Here is a 15,722-nt window from a genome sequence, read left to right as displayed (position 1 = left end):
CTAACTAATGCGCATTAATGACGAAGAGGCTTGATCCATCTCTTCGGCGGTTTTCATCATCTTGACCTGCATCTCAAACTGACGCTGCAGATCGATTAAAGAGACCATCTCGTCGACGGCATTGACATTGCTGCCCTCAATAGCCCCACTCTCCACCGCAACATTGGGGTCGGCCGCGGCATTCACGCCAGACATTTGACGGAACAGGCCATCCTCGCCGCGCATCAGGTTTTGATTGCCAGGGTTGACTAACTTGATGCGGCCAACTTCCTCGATCACCTCGGCGGTGGAGCCAAGCGGTCTGACCGAGATGGTGCCATCTTGGGCAATCTCGACCTTCTCGATAGGAAGCGGTAGTACGATGGGGCCGGCATCTCCCATAATGGGGTTGCCTCTATCGTTTCGCAGCAGACCCGAGGTATCGAAACTCAGGCTGCCAGAGCGGGTGTAGGCTTCGCTACCATCGACGGCCTGCACGGCTATCCAACCATCGCCCTTCACCGCGATATCGAGATCCCGGCCCGTGGTCTTGATGGGGCCGGCGGCAAAGTTGGCCGACGGGTTCTCTGTCATGGAAAACACACGCGTCGGCAAGCCTTCGCCAAAGGCCTGCATGGATCTGGCCTGCTCAAGATCCGACTTGAAGCCGTCGGTATTGGCGTTGGCAAGGTTGTTGGCACGCACTGCCAGCGAATGCATATTCTGCTTGGCGCCACTCATGGCGACATAGAGTAATTTATCCACTTGCTGCTCCGTCAATGTTTCAACTAAAACTGTCTAATAACAGAACAAAGCAAACATCATGCCAAGCAATGGATTTGGTTAGACTGCTTAAATCAAGCAGATAGAAATGAAGCGAAGGGAGGAAAGGCTAAGCGGCAAGTGAAGCGGAAATGTGTTGCCGCCAGGGCAACACATTTCACGAATTCCACTAAGCGTCGGCTTAACGGATCTGCAGTACCGTCTGCTGCAGGGTATTGTTAACCTCCAGCGTACGCGAGTTAGCCTGGAAGTTACGCTGAGCCGAGATAAGGTCCACCAGCTCTGTGGTCAGATCCACGTTTGACTGCTCAAGCGCCGAGGAACGAATGCTACCGAAGGTACCGCTGTTGGCCTCACCCGCCAGTGCCGGACCAGAATCCAGGCTCTCCTTCCAAGCGGTATTACCCACCTGAGTCAGTCCCTGCTCGTTTGAGAAGCGCGCCAGGGCGACACGGGCCAGCGGCACGGTTGAGCCATTGCTGTAGCTGGCGTTGATCAAACCATCGGCGCCCACTTCCACGTTAGTCAGACGACCAACGGTAGTACCGTCCTGACTCAGCTCGGTCACCTCGAACGGTGAAGCGTACTGGGTCGGGCTGTTGAAGTTGAGGGTTAGCGTTTGGCTGCCGTCTGTACCAGGGCCTAACACGTTGGCGCCACTGACCCCGAGCGTCTCTGTGGTGATCACCGCAGGATCACTACCTATATAGGCACCTGTGTCGTTGAACGACAGCACTGAGCCCTTCCAGCCGCTGGAATTAACCGCCGTACCACTAGAGTCGGCCACACCGTCACCCGTAGTATCACGACCATAGGTGCCCGCGGCGCCTGCAAGATCGACCTGCTTACCGTCTACCGCGTAGAAGGCCACCCAGTTGCTGGTACCTGTATAGGCCGCCTGGGGTGGACGCACGAAATAGGTTGTCAGAATATGGGGCTCACCCAGTGAGTCATACATGGTGACCGACGTCGAATTGTTGTAAGTGTCTGGATCGTTAGGATTAAAGTTAGCCGGATCTAGAGTAGACTCACCCGCATTGAGGTTCATCTGAATGCCGATGTTGTCGGTTTTCTGCGGGCTACCCGCGGTATCAGGGATCTTCACCGGCTGGGTGGTGGTGAGACTCACCGAGGTCGAGTTACCATCCTTATCGACCGGGAAGGTCTGCAGATAGGCACCGGCCGAGTTAACCAGGTAGCTGTCGGCGTCCACCTTAAAGGCACCGGCGCGAGTGTAGGAGAGATCCTGCGAGCCCACTTCTGATGAGGTGACAAAGAAGCCACCGCCATTGATCGCCATATCCAGCGCGTTGCTGGTAAATTGCAGGCTGCCCTGCTGGAACTGCTGAGCCACCTGAGCCGTGGTAACACCGCCACCGACAGTAGTCTTACTGTTAGCAAATATAGAGCTGGCATACACGTCGGCGAACTCGGCGCGCGACTCTTTAAAGCCAGTGGTATTGACGTTGGCAATGTTATTCGCCGTGGTATTGAGATCTTTTTGCGCCGCCGCGATACCACTCAATGCAATGTTAAATGACATAAATCACCTCACTAAAAATTTGTTATCTGTTCTGGACCTAACTGCCCTAACGCTCTGCTTTGTCTAGGTTTCAGACACGGCCAGAACATCACCGAGTTTGATACCGCCTATGCCTCTCAAGTTGAGAATTGCGCCGGTACTTGCCGTTCCCAGCGAAACACTCGTCACGTGAGCGTAGGTCGATACGGCTAAATCTTCACTCTTACCATCTACCTTGCCCGATGCCTTAATCGAATAATTACCGCTGGCAACGGGTTCCCCATCCTTATCCAGTCCATCCCAGGACACATCTATGTTGCCGCCATCACTGCCGTCCACGGTGAAGGTCTTCACCAGCTGCCCCTTCTCATCTTCGATACGCACGGTTATCGACTCGATAGGCTCTGGCGTACTGATCACCCCCTTCAGCACAGGCTCTTCCGCCGAAATATGCCCGGTATCCGATGGGATCAACACCTTCTGCCCCACTAATCCCGAGGCCTGCAACGCCTGACTCGAGGTCATCACAGTATTAAGATTGACAATCTCCTCGTTGAGCTTAGTGATGCCATCCACGGTAGAGAAGGATGCCATCTGAGCGATCATCTGGTCGTTATCCACCGGCTTAAACGGATCTTGCATCGACAACTGCTGACTGAGTAAGGAGAAGAAATCCTCCTGGGTCAGCTCCTGGCTCTTGGCCTCAGGAATCGAAGACTCCTCTTGCAGACGCATGCTGTCGAGAAAAGGATTTCCCGTGGTCTGTGTGGTTGTCTGACTGCTCGATGCCTGAGGCGTCACCGACTTGGCGCTCTGGGTCGAACTGTTTGGCGCAACCTGATTATTTAATGGATTAACTAGGCTCACGACTTACCCCCTAGGAATTGCCAATGCGTAAGGTTTGCTGAAGCATAGACTTTGCCGCATCGGCAACCTGCACGTTCATCTGATAGGAGCGAGACGCCGAGATCATGTTGGCCATCTCCTCCATCACATTGACATTTGGCTTATAAATAAACCCATCGGCATCCGCTAACGGATGGTCCGGCGAATACTCTTTCTGCAACGGCTTGTCACTCTCGACGATACCGGCCACCTTTACCGCCTGACTGGTCTGCTGCTGATGACTGGCCTTGGCCAGCTCGGCCTCGAAAACCGGATGGCGGGCGCGATAAGTCTTATCCACACTGCTAGAAACCGAATCGGCATTGGCGATATTACTGGCAGTGGTATTCAGCCTCACCGATTGGGCCGACATGCCGGAGCCTGCCACATTGAAGATATTAAAAAGGCTCATGATTACGTTCCTTTAAGGGCTTTTTTCAGGCCGGAAAACTTACCGTCAAGAAAACCTAACGACATCTGATATTCGAGCGCATTCTGCATAAATTCAGACTGTTCCTGCTGAATATCCACCGTATTGCCATCACCGGTATCGGGCTGATTTGGCACCCGATAACTAATGTGTTGCTGAGAAAGCGCCGCCAAGTCGAAGTGTTTCTCGTTGCTACGGCTCATCGCCAGCCCGCCTTGGGCCGTGCGCGCCGCCTGTAGCGCCTTATCAAAATCAAGGTCTTTCGCCTTGTAATGAGGGGTATCGGCATTGGCGATATTCGACGAGATCACCTCGGCCCGCGCCGATCGTATTCCCAAGGTATACTGATGTATCCCCAATGCCTTATCGAAACTAATCGCCATAAAATTGCCTCCACACACGAATGTCATAAACAAAGCAATACTTGTGCCAATAAAATCGACTCTGGGTAACTTGCACAGATAGGTGCGCGATAGAAATGCAAGGCATAAAAAATGCCAGCGATTGCTGGCATTTGAAACTTGATAGCGAACTCAGAGAGTTAGCACTTTAATTGGCTAAACTTGCGCCCTAGCAAGTACATCAGGTCCGCTTCTGGTAATAGATACCCGGATTACACCTGACCATGTCAAACTCATCGGTCAAACCGGCAATCGACTCGGATGCCCCCAGAAACAGTATGCCCTTGGGATTTAGGGCGGCAGCAAATTGCCGCAGTATCTTGGCCTTTGCCTCAGGAGCAAAATAGATAAGCACGTTACGACAAAAGATGATGTCGAACTTACCCAGCAAGGTATAGCTCTCGAGCAGGTTGTGCGCCCTGAAATTCACCAGACGCTTGACGTTGGGCTTCACCACCATGGAGCCAGTGCCCGTGGGTTCAAAAAACTGACGTTTGCGCTCATCGGACAAGCCACGACCCAGGGCAAGGTTGTCATATTCGGCAACCTTACAGCGCTCTAACATAGAGGGGGAGAGATCAGTAGCCAGAATAGTCGCACTGCCGGGCAAGGCGCCAGGCTTACGCTGCTGGTATTCCAAGATAGTCATGGCCAACGAATAGGGTTCCTGCCCCGACGAACAGGCGGCCGACCAGATCTTCAGCGGACGCCCCAAGCGGGCATATTCGGGCAAGAGGTTATTGGCTAACAGCTCGAAGGGATAGCGATCGCGAAACCACAGGGTCTCGTTGGTGGTCATGGCGTCGATCACCTCGGCACGAAGTTGCCGCTCGGTGGGCTTCATCGAATGTTTAACCACTTCAGATAATGAGGGAAGATTATATTTCCCCATCAGAGGCGCGAGTCGACTACGAACCAAATATTGCTTATTGTCGCCCAACACAATACCGCTGTGTTGTTCCAGAAATAATTTAAATTGGTTGTACTCGGCTTCGGCAAGTGATTTATTCGGCACCTTGATATCCCAATATCAAAAAAGAAAACAGGCTACAACATACACTATAGCAAGCGTTGCAGAGGTCAGCGTTATACATTAGCTAACTCACTGATACAAGCCTAAACTTACCAAATTTAGGCTCAGGCCCAACTTAGTACAAATTACAAACTAAGATGTTTATTCACCGCTGCCGCTAATTCATCAGGATTAAATTTCGCGATAAAGTCATTGGCCCCCACCTTCTCGACCATGGCCTGGTTAAATACGCCGCTAAGCGAGGTATGTAACACCACCTTAATGTCTTTCAATTTCGGGTTGTCGCGGATCTCTGCCGTCAGGGTATAGCCATCCATCTCTGGCATCTCGATATCAGAAATGATCAGAGGGATCTCATGGGCCACGTTATCCATCTCGGCGGCGACTGTCACCAGCTTATCTAACGCCTCACGACCATCTTTAGCGGTATCTATCTGCAGGCTCAGTGATTCGAGGGCACGGATGATCTGCTTGCGCGCCACGGCCGAGTCGTCGATCACCATGATGTGATAATGACGCTCCCTGTCGATGGTCAGCTGCTCGTCGACCTCTTGACTGATCTGGGTCTTGACCGGCGAGATCTCATCGAGGATCTTCTCAACATCGAGGATCTCCACCAGCTCGCCTTCAATCTCGGTCACCGCGGTCAGGTAAGAGTAACGGCCCGCCCCCTGCGGCGGCGGCATGATGGCTTCCCAATTCATGTTGATGATGCGCTCGACCGACTTAACCAGGAAGCCCTGCACACTGCGGTTGTACTCTGAGATGATGATGAAACAACCTTCGGTATCTTCAATCGGTCTACCGCCGGTAGCCGCGCTGAGGTCGATCACCGAAATCGTCTGGCCGCGAATATGGGCCACGCCTCTCACAAAAGGATTGAGCTTAGGCAGACCGGTCAGCGGCGGGCACTGCAGTACCTCTTTCACCTTAAATACGTTAATACCAAACCTTTGCCGCCCGTTTAATTTAAACAGCAATAGTTCTAAGCGGTTTTGTCCTACGAGTTGGGTGCGTTTGTTAACTGATTCAAGAATACTCGACATAATGCCTTTGCCCTGTTGTCGGGTGAATGCGAAGCCGTTCCCATGGTAAATATGAGTATAGGCATACTAATTGCTTTATCTAGTTATATGACAACCAGACCTTTACTTTGTCAAATTTATGACACTCATTTCTCACAAAAAAATGGCAAAGCCTTGGCGCTTCAAACGAAGTATAGGTGTAATCTGGCTAATCAAGCTAGTCAATTCATTATGAAAGTAAATTTTGCATATTTTCTGTTTTTGTTACTCATCTCTCTGCCCTTAAAGGCGGCGGAGACGACCAGTGTCCCCTCTGTATCGACCATAGCGCGATTAGCTACAGAGGCAGTACAGGAAAAAATTGTCTTACCCCAGGACGCCAAGGTCATTATTACCCCCCAAAGCCTGGATACCCGGTTAAAGCCCCCCGCCTGTTTGGGTGAGCCTAAGGCGGAAATCGCCAGCGACCGAGCCATCAGTAAAAACAACACGGTTAAGATCAGCTGTGATAGCCCAGCTCTCGACTACCCCTGGCAGATTTATATTTCGGTTCGTGTCGAGGTGCTCTTCCCTGTGGTGGTCGCTAATCAGACCTTGGGGCCCGACGATCTCATCGAACTGGATCAAATTCGCCTCGACTATATCGAGCAGAATCAACTCAGGGGCCAGCAATTTGATGACCCAGCGGCGGTGACTGGCACCCGGGTGAAGCGAAGAATCCCAGCCAATCAGCCTTTGTTTGCCGGTAACCTCTGCTTTGTCTGCAAGGGAGATATCGTTGCCATCTATGCGCGATCCGAGAATTTCGAGATAAAAACCAACGGTGAAGCGTTAAAAGATGGTAACCTTGGCGATAAGATACGGGTGCGCAATAGCCGCTCCAACAAGACAGTTGATGCACATGTGACAGGCATTGGCGAGGTGGAAGTCAGGATGTGATCCTGATGACCTTTGACGCGCAAAAATTTATACTGTTTTTTGAAACTTTATCCTAAAGCTTTGACCATGAGTGCCGATAGACAAGTATGTTGATCTCATTTATGTAAGTTGGACCCCACAATGCCTATAGATATTAAGCACGTAAATACAAACACTAACAACCGGGTTGGCAATGCCAGCGCGAAAGCCTCGCAGCACAAAGGTGCGACTGCTGCCACTAACGCTCCATCACAGACGGTGAAGAGCGACTCAGTCTCTATCACCTCTCAGGCACAGCAACTACAAAGTGCCCAGGCCAAGTTAAATGACATTCCTGAAATCGATATCAAGAAGGTCGAACAGATTAAGGCCGCGATTGCCGAGGGACGCTATAAGATAGATGCCGACAAACTCGCCACTAATATCGCGCAGTTTGAGAAGGAACTTCAGGATCTTAACTAATTCGTTATGACGCAGATAATCGATATCATCGCCAATCAACACAAGTTACTGGACAGCTTAAAGCAGACCATCACGGCAGAGAAGGATGCACTGATCGCACAAGATGCGGATCAGTTGTTGCATCTCGCCAATGAAAAGGCCCAGTTGTTAAATGAGATCAAACTAGGTGATACCGAATTAGCTGCACATCCTGAACTATCCAGGCTCACTCAGGAGCCCCAGCTTATTGCCCAGGTCGACAACGCCAAGCAGGCATTAGCGGAGTGTAAACAGCTTAACGAGCAAAATGCCGCGCTTATCGAGCACAGCATGGCCAGCGTCAATCGTTTCTCTCAGGCCCTTCAGGCCAGTCGTAATGCCAATAGCCTCACCTATGACGGCAAGGGCAAGACCTCGACTATCTCGACGCTCGGTAATAATCTGAAAGCCTAATCACTAAAATAGAGTTACAGGCTCAAGCTGAAGACATTAAAAAAGCCTCTTAATAGAGGCTTTTTTATTTGCGGGCAGCTAGAAATAGGTCACTTCCTTCACCGTCTGCGGTCGATGCTGCTGTTGGTATAAGGCCCATACCTGCTGGAAGTCGAGCTCAAGCTCGGTCACATAATGCTCTCCAACCGGATAGCTCTTCACCACTTTCGCACCGCGGATCACCCCGCTCACCGACGCCTGAATGCTGTCATCGGACAGCATCCAATCCTTCACACTGCTGGATGCCGATAGCTGCTGGCCATAAACCTGCTCTGCCAGCTCACGATAGGCGGCGATTTTCGAAGCCTGCATCGCCATCAACACTCGCTGCGACGCCTCTTTCGCCGGCTGAGTCGCCAGCGGCGCGTAACCGATAGCCGTCAATTTAGGAAAACTTTCTGGCGCCAGGGTTTCCCATTGAATGTACCTGTCTTGAGACGCACAGCCACTCAGGACGAGCAGCAACACCACAATTAAATATCTCATTGCTTGACTCCCTTAATCTGTACATCTGCCTGACCCTGACTGTTATAACGGATCAGCTTGCCGTCATGGGCGACCACCTTCTCAGACAGGCTAAGGTAGTCAGACAACTCGGCTTGGCTGACGCTCGCCCCAGCCACAGACACCACACGATTATTAGTAACATTCACGATACGACTGTTTACCACCACCCCATCGGGCTTCAGACTCATGGTCGATACCAGCACATGTTCAACCGGCAGATCCGCGGGCAGTTGGCGCCAGTCCCGCGTCAGCAGCAACTCGCCTTGGTCCGTCACCCTAACATTCTCGCCCACATTAAGATCCACCAGATTAAACTGATGATCATGCATGGCCGCGATCAGTCCTTGCTGTATCTGCAGCCCCAAGGCGTTAGTCGACTTAAGATTGTCCAGCAAGACAGGCGTCGCCACCAGCAAGGGCTGCTTAGGCGTCAACTGATCGTTTTGGCGCACCAACTCATTTGCCAGCTGCTGAGTCAGGTGTATCACCGACGAGCTAGCAGGCAAACTATTGCCGCTCTGCAAGCTTGGCATGGCCGGCTCATTTGCCGCGCAGGCCCCCAACAGCAACAGGGAAGATATTATCAAAGCGTTTCGCATCATGATGTCCCATGGTTTTCGATATTGACCCAGGCCAATATAGCAACTCGGCTGCGCCATATTTGTGGCCAACCAAACCTATTGGCAATATTGCAGCAATATATATGCCATAAACATAGCCCTACTCATTTTACACTTGCTCTCACACTTGACGCGCTAACTTGGCAAAGTCTTCAGGAAAATAGGCTCTCATCTCATACCCTTCAGGCATTTTACCTGGGATGAATCAACTCGGGCATAGATATTGCTTTGAGCCTATTTAGTTAATGGAAACCTTAAAATGAGCGCAAAACTGTCAGCATTTTGGCACCGCCTACGCGCCAGGTAAACCAGCTCAATCGAGACAGATACGATGAAACGAATTCAATTACTATTGCTGTTACTCGCCGCCTTTAACACTCAGGTAATGGCTCAGTGGCTCGAGGCCCAAGGCGAAGCCAAGATCATCAACGGCAATATCACTCAGGCGAGAGAAGATGCCATCGCGCAGGCCTTAAGCTATGTCACCCTACAATCGGGCGGCCAGTTTACCAGCGTGCAGCATACCCAAAACGGCAAGCTGACGCAGACTCAGTTTTCTATGACACAACAGGCCGAGGCGGGCCGCGTCGAGCTGATCAGCGAGCGCATTCAGGACGATACGCTCACCGTCAATCTAAGGGTCGATGTACTGCAAAACGCTAAGGTGCAGACCTGTGGGGCCAGTCAACTCAAGGCGGCGATTCTGATTCCCCAGGCGCAAATTGCCGATCGCAGCCAACTTAGATATGGCAATCTCGGTAACTTCGAGAAAGCCCTGTCAGAAAAACTCGGCACCATCATAGGCCGGGAAGGCAAGGCGAGCTTTGCCCATGTCCACGCCAATGAGCGACTCGATATCGAGCAGTCCCTCATCGACATCCGCGGCTATCGTCTCCCCAGCTGGCTCAGTGAGATCACCGACAGTCAATATATACTACTGCCAGAAATCATCGACATCTCCACGGCACCAGTCGAAGGCAGCCTGTTTGGCCTATGGGATAGCTATCCCCAACGCCAGTTTCAGCTACGCCTCTCCCTCTACCATGGCATCAGCGGCGAGCAGATCTGGAGTGAATACTATAACGCCCCTGCCCCTTGGGAATTTGAACGCCAGGCCACGGTGCCGGCCCATAGCAACCGTTTCTGGGCTTCTAGCTATGGTAAAAACATTGAGATGCTGCTGACCCAGGCCAGCGAAGATATCGACAAGGTGCTCGATTGCCGTCCGCTACTCGGGCAGGTGGTATCCCGCGTCGACAATCGGGTGATCATCAATCTGGGGCGTAACCATGGCGTGAGAGTGGGCGACCAGTTCCAACTGGTGCTGCAGCAAAACCTGCCGGATCGCCTGGATAACATGCGGGCGGTTGCCAGCGAATCTCGAGCCCAAATCACCATAGATCAGGTGACCCAGGAAAGCGCCACCGCCATACTGCAAGGCGCCAATGGTGCAATCAACATACAAATTAACGACATCGCGATGAAAATCTAACTTAATTAGTGCACTAATTAAGCAACTAAATCTAAAGCCTTTTCATCGCGATGAAAAACAGTATAATCACTTGCGTCTCCCTATAGCTCAACAGGATAGAGCAGTCGCCTCCTAAGCGATCGATCGGGGTTCGAGTCCCTGTGGGGAGACCAGTTAGTGAACTAGCCTAATAGATGAAGCATGACTTCGAGGGACAGTGTCAATGACTGAGCTTTTTAATGCCAATCTCAACATCATCAGCCAGCGTTGGCCTATCATTGCCTCTGCACTTCAACAAGTATCATTCGACCATCTCGACGCCGCACTCGTTACCGGCCAGACTCAAACAATAAGTGTTAACGGTATTCAGCTGAGTAGTCGCCATGACAGGCTAGCAGAAGCACAACTCTTGATTAATACCTTACCGAAAGAGCCCCAAGAAGTTAACGTATATGGTATAGGTATGGGCGATGTACCGAGTCTGTTAATCGATAACCCTCAGTATACTCAGATCAACATTTTCATCTTGAACTTGGCAGTATTTGCCTTGGTTCTCTCCTATACAGATCAGAGTGAATGGTTAAGTCACTCAAACGTCAGGCTACGGATAAAACCTAATTCTTTACTGAACTATCCCTATGTTGCCATAACGCCAGAGCTCTCTATTTGCGATGAAGAAAACGCTAGAGTAAGGGATCTCTTAACCATTGAGTTAAATCAAGATTTTGCCAATAAAAAACATCAACTCGATGATCCTTTGACACAAGAAAGATTCAAATGCAATGAAGAACGAATAGTCAATGATCCAGATGCCGCCTCACTAATTAATACCTTGAGGGTAAACGAGGTGATAGTGATCGGCTCAGGCCCCTCTCTTACAGAGCACTACGAGTATTTAAAAACAGTAAGCCAGCGATCCAATAAGCCTCTGATGATTGCAGCCGATACGGCACTCAAGGGGCTGCTCCATCATGGCATCAAACCCGATATTGTCATAACCGTTGACAGCCTTATCGATAGCTACCATCTGCCACTTGAGGATACAAATGGCATTAACCTGGTATATTTCCCCAAGACAAACCCAAGGGTGCTAGAGAACTGGCAGGGCCCCAGATTTGTCGCCTATGGCCAGGATGCCCGATATAACGAATTGGCTCAGCGATACCCTAAGTTGAGGCTCTATATCAGTGGTAGCGTCATCCATCCCGTCATAGACTTAGCAGTCAAATTGAATGCCAAACAGATCACGCTATTTGGCTGTGACTTCGGTTATTGCCATAACATGAGCCATGCATTTTGGAGTACAGATCGAATTAAACCTGAAGATGACGAAGCTCTGGCCTGGGTTGAAGCCATTGATAAAAAAAGGAAAAATGCTCGCCACTGGGTATTGGATGGCCATGGCAATAGAATCACAACCGATCTGAATTTAAGAGCCTATCTAAGATATTTAGAGCTTTATATCGCCAGGCACCCGGAAGTGGCCTTCTATCGCGCAAGTCTTTCAGGTGCAAATATACAAGGAACTCGTTACATGGAGCCAAACGCATGAGCCTAGCTGCGTCTCTTATCAATACTGCGCATCAGTTTCGATTAGGTCACGAAGCAGAAGCCTCTTTGCTACTGCGCCAGTGCATCGATGAGATAGAGAAAGATCACCCTGAAATCATTCAACAGTCAGAATTTGGCCAAATACTCTCTCCTATGTTGCAAGCGCAAGAGAGGCAAGACTGGCTGACACTGGCTGATTATTTAGAATATGAGTTACCTCAACTATTTTAGTTGTAACACGCTAATTAAAAAAAGTTATTATCAAGAGTTACCTTACTAACCCTAACCAAAATATTTGTGGGCAATTATGACAACACAAGCACCTTTATTCATTGCTGAGGTTTCCAGCAATCATCATAGAGATCTGGACAGGTGTTTCGAGTTTATCAAGGCGTCGGCAGAGATAGGCTGCGATGCGGTAAAGTTTCAACTATTCAAAATCGAGCAACTATTTGCCCCCGAAATACTCGCTCGAAGTGAGATGCATAGAGCGCGCAAGCAGTGGGAGTTGCCCGTTAGTTTTTTACCCGACCTTAAACGATGCTGTGACAGTTATGGTATCCAATTTTCCTGCACGCCTTTCTATTTGGATGCAGTCAAAGAACTGGCTGCCTATGTCGACTTTTATAAAGTCGCCTCCTATGAATTGTTGTGGGACGACTTACTTATCGCCTGCGCAAAGACCGGGAAACCTGTGGTCATCTCTGCCGGCATGGCCAATTTCGATGAAATAGATCATGCCATCTCAGTGTTAAAAAGCTCTGGTTGCCAAGACATCACCCTGCTGCACTGCGTGTCGGCCTACCCTACTCCGAAATCTGATTGTAATCTCGCTGTCATTGGCGCGTTCCGCGACCGCTATGGCGTCAAGGTAGGTTGGTCAGATCACAGTGTGTCGCCGACCGTCATTCGCCGCGCGGTTAATCGTTGGCAAGCAGATTGCGTCGAATTTCATATCGACCTGGATGAACAGGGTGCCGAGTACGCAGCAGGCCACTGCTGGTTACCCCAGCAAATGCAGCCAGTAATCGCCGAATGTCGCGAAGCCGAGCTTATCGACGGTAAGAGCGACAAACTGCTGGCCCCCAGCGAAGCACCTGATCGCGACTGGCGTGCCGATCCAAGTGATGGTTTAAGACCCCTAAAATTCATTAGAAGTACCTTTGGAGCCCGTAAATGACAAGTGCCCGAATTCATGTGGCCGCAGATGCCGTCATCCACTTTCTGTCCCACATGGGAATAAAATCACTGCACAATTATCCAGGTGGCACTATTGCCCCCTTGCTAGATGCCTGCGGCCGTTTTGGTATTAAGGTTTTTACTTCCAAACACGAACAGGGGGCTGGCTATGCAGCATTGGCACAAGCCAAATTGACCGGCCTTCCAGGAGTTGTAGCCGTCACCTCTGGACCAGGTGTCACCAATGTGCTTACGCCGGTTGCCGATGCCTTCTTCGACAGCATTCCGCTTTTAGTCTTCACCGGTCAAGTGGGTACCGGCGACTTGACGGCTGACAAACCTGTGCGTCAATCTGGGTTTCAGGAAGTGGATACCCCAGCATTGATGAAGCCCATAACCAAAGCACAGTTTCAGCCTAAATCTATTGCAGATTTAGTCGCTATCCTCCCCAAAGCCTGGCAAATAGCCTGCGAAGGCCGCAGGGGACCCGTTTCGTTAGATCTACCTATGGATGTTCAACGCGCGGCATTTGACGATACAATAGAACCTATTGCGAAATCGGCCAGAACAGACTCGGCCAGAACAGATACTTCGAATGAGAAATTTATTAGCGACTTACTCGAAGCCATTCAGACAGCTAAACAGCCAGTTATTATCTGTGGCAACGGCATGGCCACTGGCGAACACGCCAGGTTGCTCAGTTCCATTCGCAGTTATTGGCCCGCCCCAGTGAGTCACAGCCTACTTGGAGTGGGCACGCTCGACTCAGAAGATCCCGGCAGTCTGGGGTTTCATGGGCACACAGGCAGTCAACTGGCAGGTAAAGCCATTGCCGATGCCGATCTCTTATTGGTGTTGGGCTCTCGCCTCGATGTACGCCAAACGGGTACCTTAACATCTGAATTCGCCAAACAAGCACGCATCTTCCGGGTCGATTTTGATGCCAATGAGCTCGAATATAGCCGCATTGCCTATCATCATGGTTTGTGTTCGGAACTGACTCCTGTATTGCAGGCATTGCAACAAGCCTTGCCAGGTAAACAGATTGCCGATCTCGCTCCTTGGCAAAAAAAGATCGCCAATTGGCGTCAGACTCTGGGCTGGCCTTATCCAACATATCCGGGGGCCGCACCTAAAGCAGTACTGGAATACCTGAGCGAAGCACTACCGCAAGAGACCATTGTCACCACTGGCGTCGGCGCGCATCAGCACTGGGTTGCCAGACATTTTCGCTTTGCCTTGCCGCAACGTAGACTGATGACTTCTGCCGGCCACGGCACCATGGGATACGACTTGCCAACTGCCATAGGCGCAGCCATACATTCTCCGCAAAGTACAGTACTGTGTGTCGCGGGCGATGGCTCACTGCAGATGAACATTCAAGAACTCGGCATGATTTCCGAGCTAGGGCTCAAGGTCAAAATATTGGTGTTAGACAACCACAGACTAGGATTAGTGTCCCAATTCCAGTTAATGAACTGGGAAACCGACACCGCCTGTGGTAACAAGCACTCCCCTGACTTTGCTACCATTGCCAAAGGCTACGGCATAAAGGCCATTCACTGTGGCGTAGAAGACGAAGTACAGGCTGCCCTCAAAGCCTTTATCGCATTCGATGGCCCTGTGCTACTGCACTTGGAAATAGACCCCAGACATGATGTCGTCCCAATGCTACTTGGCGGCCAGCCTACTCACAAAATGTGGCCCTATTTCGACGTGCAAGGCAATCCCAAGGAGATGGGAGATGACTAAACTGGTGTTTATCAGTGGTGGCACTGGTGGGATAGGTACAGGCCTTGTTAAGACATTTGCTAATGAGGGTTATCGAGTTGCATTCAGCTATTGCAATCAAAAGCAAGCAGCCGAAGCACTGGCAAAAGCTCTCGGCGAGCATGTCGCCGCCTTTGAACTAGACCAATCAAACCCTCTCAGCATTGAGGGTTGTATCAGTGCTATCAAAACACACTTCGGCACAGGTATAGATATTCTCATCAATAATGGCGCCATCGCTCAGGAAAAGCCCTTTGAGGAGATCACTCCAGAGGATTTCAGCCATATGCTGGATACCAACCTCCGAGGGCCATTTCTATTGGCTCAGGCCTGTATTCCATTCATGAAAAACACGGGTTTTGGCCGCATAATCAACATAGGTTCCGTAGGCGGTCAATGGGGCGGCTTCAATCAGGTGCATTACGCCGCGGCCAAAGCTGGGTTGATCAATTTAACCCAGTCGATCGCCAAGATTTACTCAAATGTAGGCATACGAGCGAACACTATTGCCGTAGGCTTAGTGGCCACAGAGATGACAGCGAATGAGCTTAATACCCCAGCTGGCCAACAAAAAGTTGCTGATATTCCCGTTGGACGCCTTGGCACAGCTGAAGATATCAGTGGCATAGCACTATTTCTCGCATCTCCCCAGGGCGACTATTTGAGTGGCCAAACACTCAATGCCAATGGTGGTATGTATTTCGGTTAAGGTATC

At 50.6% G+C, this 15,722-nt stretch carries 18 protein-coding genes and 1 tRNA gene; 10 read left to right on the top strand and 9 right to left on the bottom strand.

Annotated elements, in window-relative coordinates:
- The 7 genes from flgF to L2731_RS12395 all read right to left on the bottom strand — a co-directional run bounded on the left by flgF (position 1) and on the right by L2731_RS12395 (position 6,079).
- Positions 1–744, bottom strand: coding sequence for a flagellar basal-body rod protein FlgF (gene flgF, locus L2731_RS12425; RefSeq protein WP_041510622.1), 744 nt, complete (start codon positions 742–744; stop codon positions 1–3).
- 199 nt (positions 745–943) lie between these two features.
- Positions 944–2,305 (bottom strand): flagellar hook protein FlgE, encoded by a 1,362-nt coding sequence (flgE, locus tag L2731_RS12420; protein ID WP_041510621.1) that lies wholly within the window; start codon positions 2,303–2,305, stop codon positions 944–946.
- A 63-nt stretch (positions 2,306–2,368) separates the two neighbouring features.
- Positions 2,369–3,151, bottom strand: a complete 783-nt coding sequence (gene flgD / locus L2731_RS12415) for a flagellar hook assembly protein FlgD (protein ID WP_249253406.1) — start codon at positions 3,149–3,151, stop codon at positions 2,369–2,371.
- A gap of 10 nt (positions 3,152–3,161) precedes the next feature.
- Positions 3,162–3,581, bottom strand: a complete 420-nt coding sequence (gene flgC / locus L2731_RS12410; protein ID WP_041510619.1) for a flagellar basal body rod protein FlgC — start codon at positions 3,579–3,581, stop codon at positions 3,162–3,164.
- A 2-nt stretch (positions 3,582–3,583) separates the two neighbouring features.
- On the bottom strand, positions 3,584–3,982 hold the full coding sequence (gene flgB, locus L2731_RS12405) for a flagellar basal body rod protein FlgB (RefSeq protein ID WP_041510618.1): 399 nt from the start codon (positions 3,980–3,982) through the stop codon (positions 3,584–3,586).
- A 199-nt stretch (positions 3,983–4,181) separates the two neighbouring features.
- Positions 4,182–5,021: a CheR family methyltransferase gene (locus tag L2731_RS12400; protein ID WP_052813781.1), complete on the bottom strand. Its 840-nt coding sequence runs from the start codon at positions 5,019–5,021 to the stop codon at positions 4,182–4,184.
- 137 nt (positions 5,022–5,158) lie between these two features.
- On the bottom strand, positions 5,159–6,079 hold the full coding sequence (locus L2731_RS12395) for a chemotaxis protein CheV (RefSeq protein ID WP_249253405.1): 921 nt from the start codon (positions 6,077–6,079) through the stop codon (positions 5,159–5,161).
- 210 nt (positions 6,080–6,289) lie between these two features.
- On the opposite strand from L2731_RS12395, the gene flgA reads away from it, so the two are divergent.
- The 3 genes from flgA (at position 6,290) to L2731_RS12380 (ending at position 7,870) form a co-directional block, all read left to right on the top strand.
- The gene (gene flgA, locus L2731_RS12390; protein WP_249253404.1) at positions 6,290–6,997 is read left to right on the top strand and encodes a flagellar basal body P-ring formation chaperone FlgA; all 708 of its coding nucleotides are present in this window, start codon (positions 6,290–6,292) and stop codon (positions 6,995–6,997) included.
- Between the two features lie 120 nt (positions 6,998–7,117).
- Positions 7,118–7,438: a flagellar biosynthesis anti-sigma factor FlgM gene (gene flgM, locus L2731_RS12385; RefSeq protein ID WP_041510614.1), complete on the top strand. Its 321-nt coding sequence runs from the start codon at positions 7,118–7,120 to the stop codon at positions 7,436–7,438.
- 6 nt (positions 7,439–7,444) lie between these two features.
- Positions 7,445–7,870: a flagella synthesis protein FlgN gene (locus L2731_RS12380; RefSeq protein ID WP_249253403.1), complete on the top strand. Its 426-nt coding sequence runs from the start codon at positions 7,445–7,447 to the stop codon at positions 7,868–7,870.
- A gap of 78 nt (positions 7,871–7,948) precedes the next feature.
- On the opposite strand, the gene L2731_RS12375 is transcribed toward L2731_RS12380, so the two are convergent.
- Positions 7,949–8,395 carry an LPP20 family lipoprotein gene (locus L2731_RS12375; RefSeq protein WP_249253402.1) on the bottom strand — a complete coding sequence of 149 codons (447 nt, stop codon included), beginning with the start codon at positions 8,393–8,395 and terminating at the stop codon, positions 7,949–7,951.
- On the bottom strand, positions 8,392–8,949 hold the full coding sequence (locus L2731_RS12370; protein ID WP_345773692.1) for a FlgO family outer membrane protein: 558 nt from the start codon (positions 8,947–8,949) through the stop codon (positions 8,392–8,394). Before L2731_RS12370 ends, L2731_RS12375 begins: the two co-directional genes overlap by 4 nt.
- A 418-nt stretch (positions 8,950–9,367) precedes the next feature.
- Here L2731_RS12370 and L2731_RS12365 point away from each other — a divergent pair, with 418 nt between their 5' ends.
- The 7 genes from L2731_RS12365 to L2731_RS12335 all read left to right on the top strand — a co-directional run bounded on the left by L2731_RS12365 (position 9,368) and on the right by L2731_RS12335 (position 15,716).
- Complete coding sequence (locus L2731_RS12365) at positions 9,368–10,528, top strand: flagellar assembly protein FlgT (protein WP_249253401.1); 1,161 nt, start codon at positions 9,368–9,370, stop codon at positions 10,526–10,528.
- 76 nt (positions 10,529–10,604) lie between these two features.
- Positions 10,605–10,680 (top strand) — tRNA-Arg (locus L2731_RS12360).
- 50 nt (positions 10,681–10,730) lie between these two features.
- The gene (locus L2731_RS12355; protein WP_249253400.1) at positions 10,731–12,059 is read left to right on the top strand and encodes a motility associated factor glycosyltransferase family protein; all 1,329 of its coding nucleotides are present in this window, start codon (positions 10,731–10,733) and stop codon (positions 12,057–12,059) included.
- A complete protein-coding gene (locus L2731_RS12350; RefSeq protein ID WP_249253399.1) occupies positions 12,056–12,289 on the top strand; it encodes a hypothetical protein in 234 nt (77 codons plus the stop codon). Before L2731_RS12355 ends, L2731_RS12350 begins: the two co-directional genes overlap by 4 nt.
- 76 nt (positions 12,290–12,365) lie before the next feature.
- Entirely contained in the window at positions 12,366–13,238 is an 873-nt protein-coding gene (locus L2731_RS12345; RefSeq protein ID WP_249253397.1) for an N-acetylneuraminate synthase family protein, read from the top strand.
- Positions 13,235–14,989, top strand: coding sequence for a thiamine pyrophosphate-binding protein (locus tag L2731_RS12340; protein WP_249253396.1), 1,755 nt, complete (start codon positions 13,235–13,237; stop codon positions 14,987–14,989). Before L2731_RS12345 ends, L2731_RS12340 begins: the two co-directional genes overlap by 4 nt.
- The gene (locus tag L2731_RS12335; protein ID WP_249253395.1) at positions 14,982–15,716 is read left to right on the top strand and encodes an SDR family NAD(P)-dependent oxidoreductase; all 735 of its coding nucleotides are present in this window, start codon (positions 14,982–14,984) and stop codon (positions 15,714–15,716) included. The genes L2731_RS12340 and L2731_RS12335 overlap by 8 nt, the downstream gene beginning before the upstream one ends.
- The last annotated feature ends 6 nt before the right edge of the window (positions 15,717–15,722 follow it).

This window comes from Shewanella aquimarina (genome assembly GCF_023349185.1).
In the GTDB taxonomy this organism is placed as follows: Bacteria; Pseudomonadota; Gammaproteobacteria; order Enterobacterales; family Shewanellaceae; genus Shewanella; species Shewanella aquimarina.
This window is presented reverse-complemented; position numbering and strand designations above follow the sequence as displayed.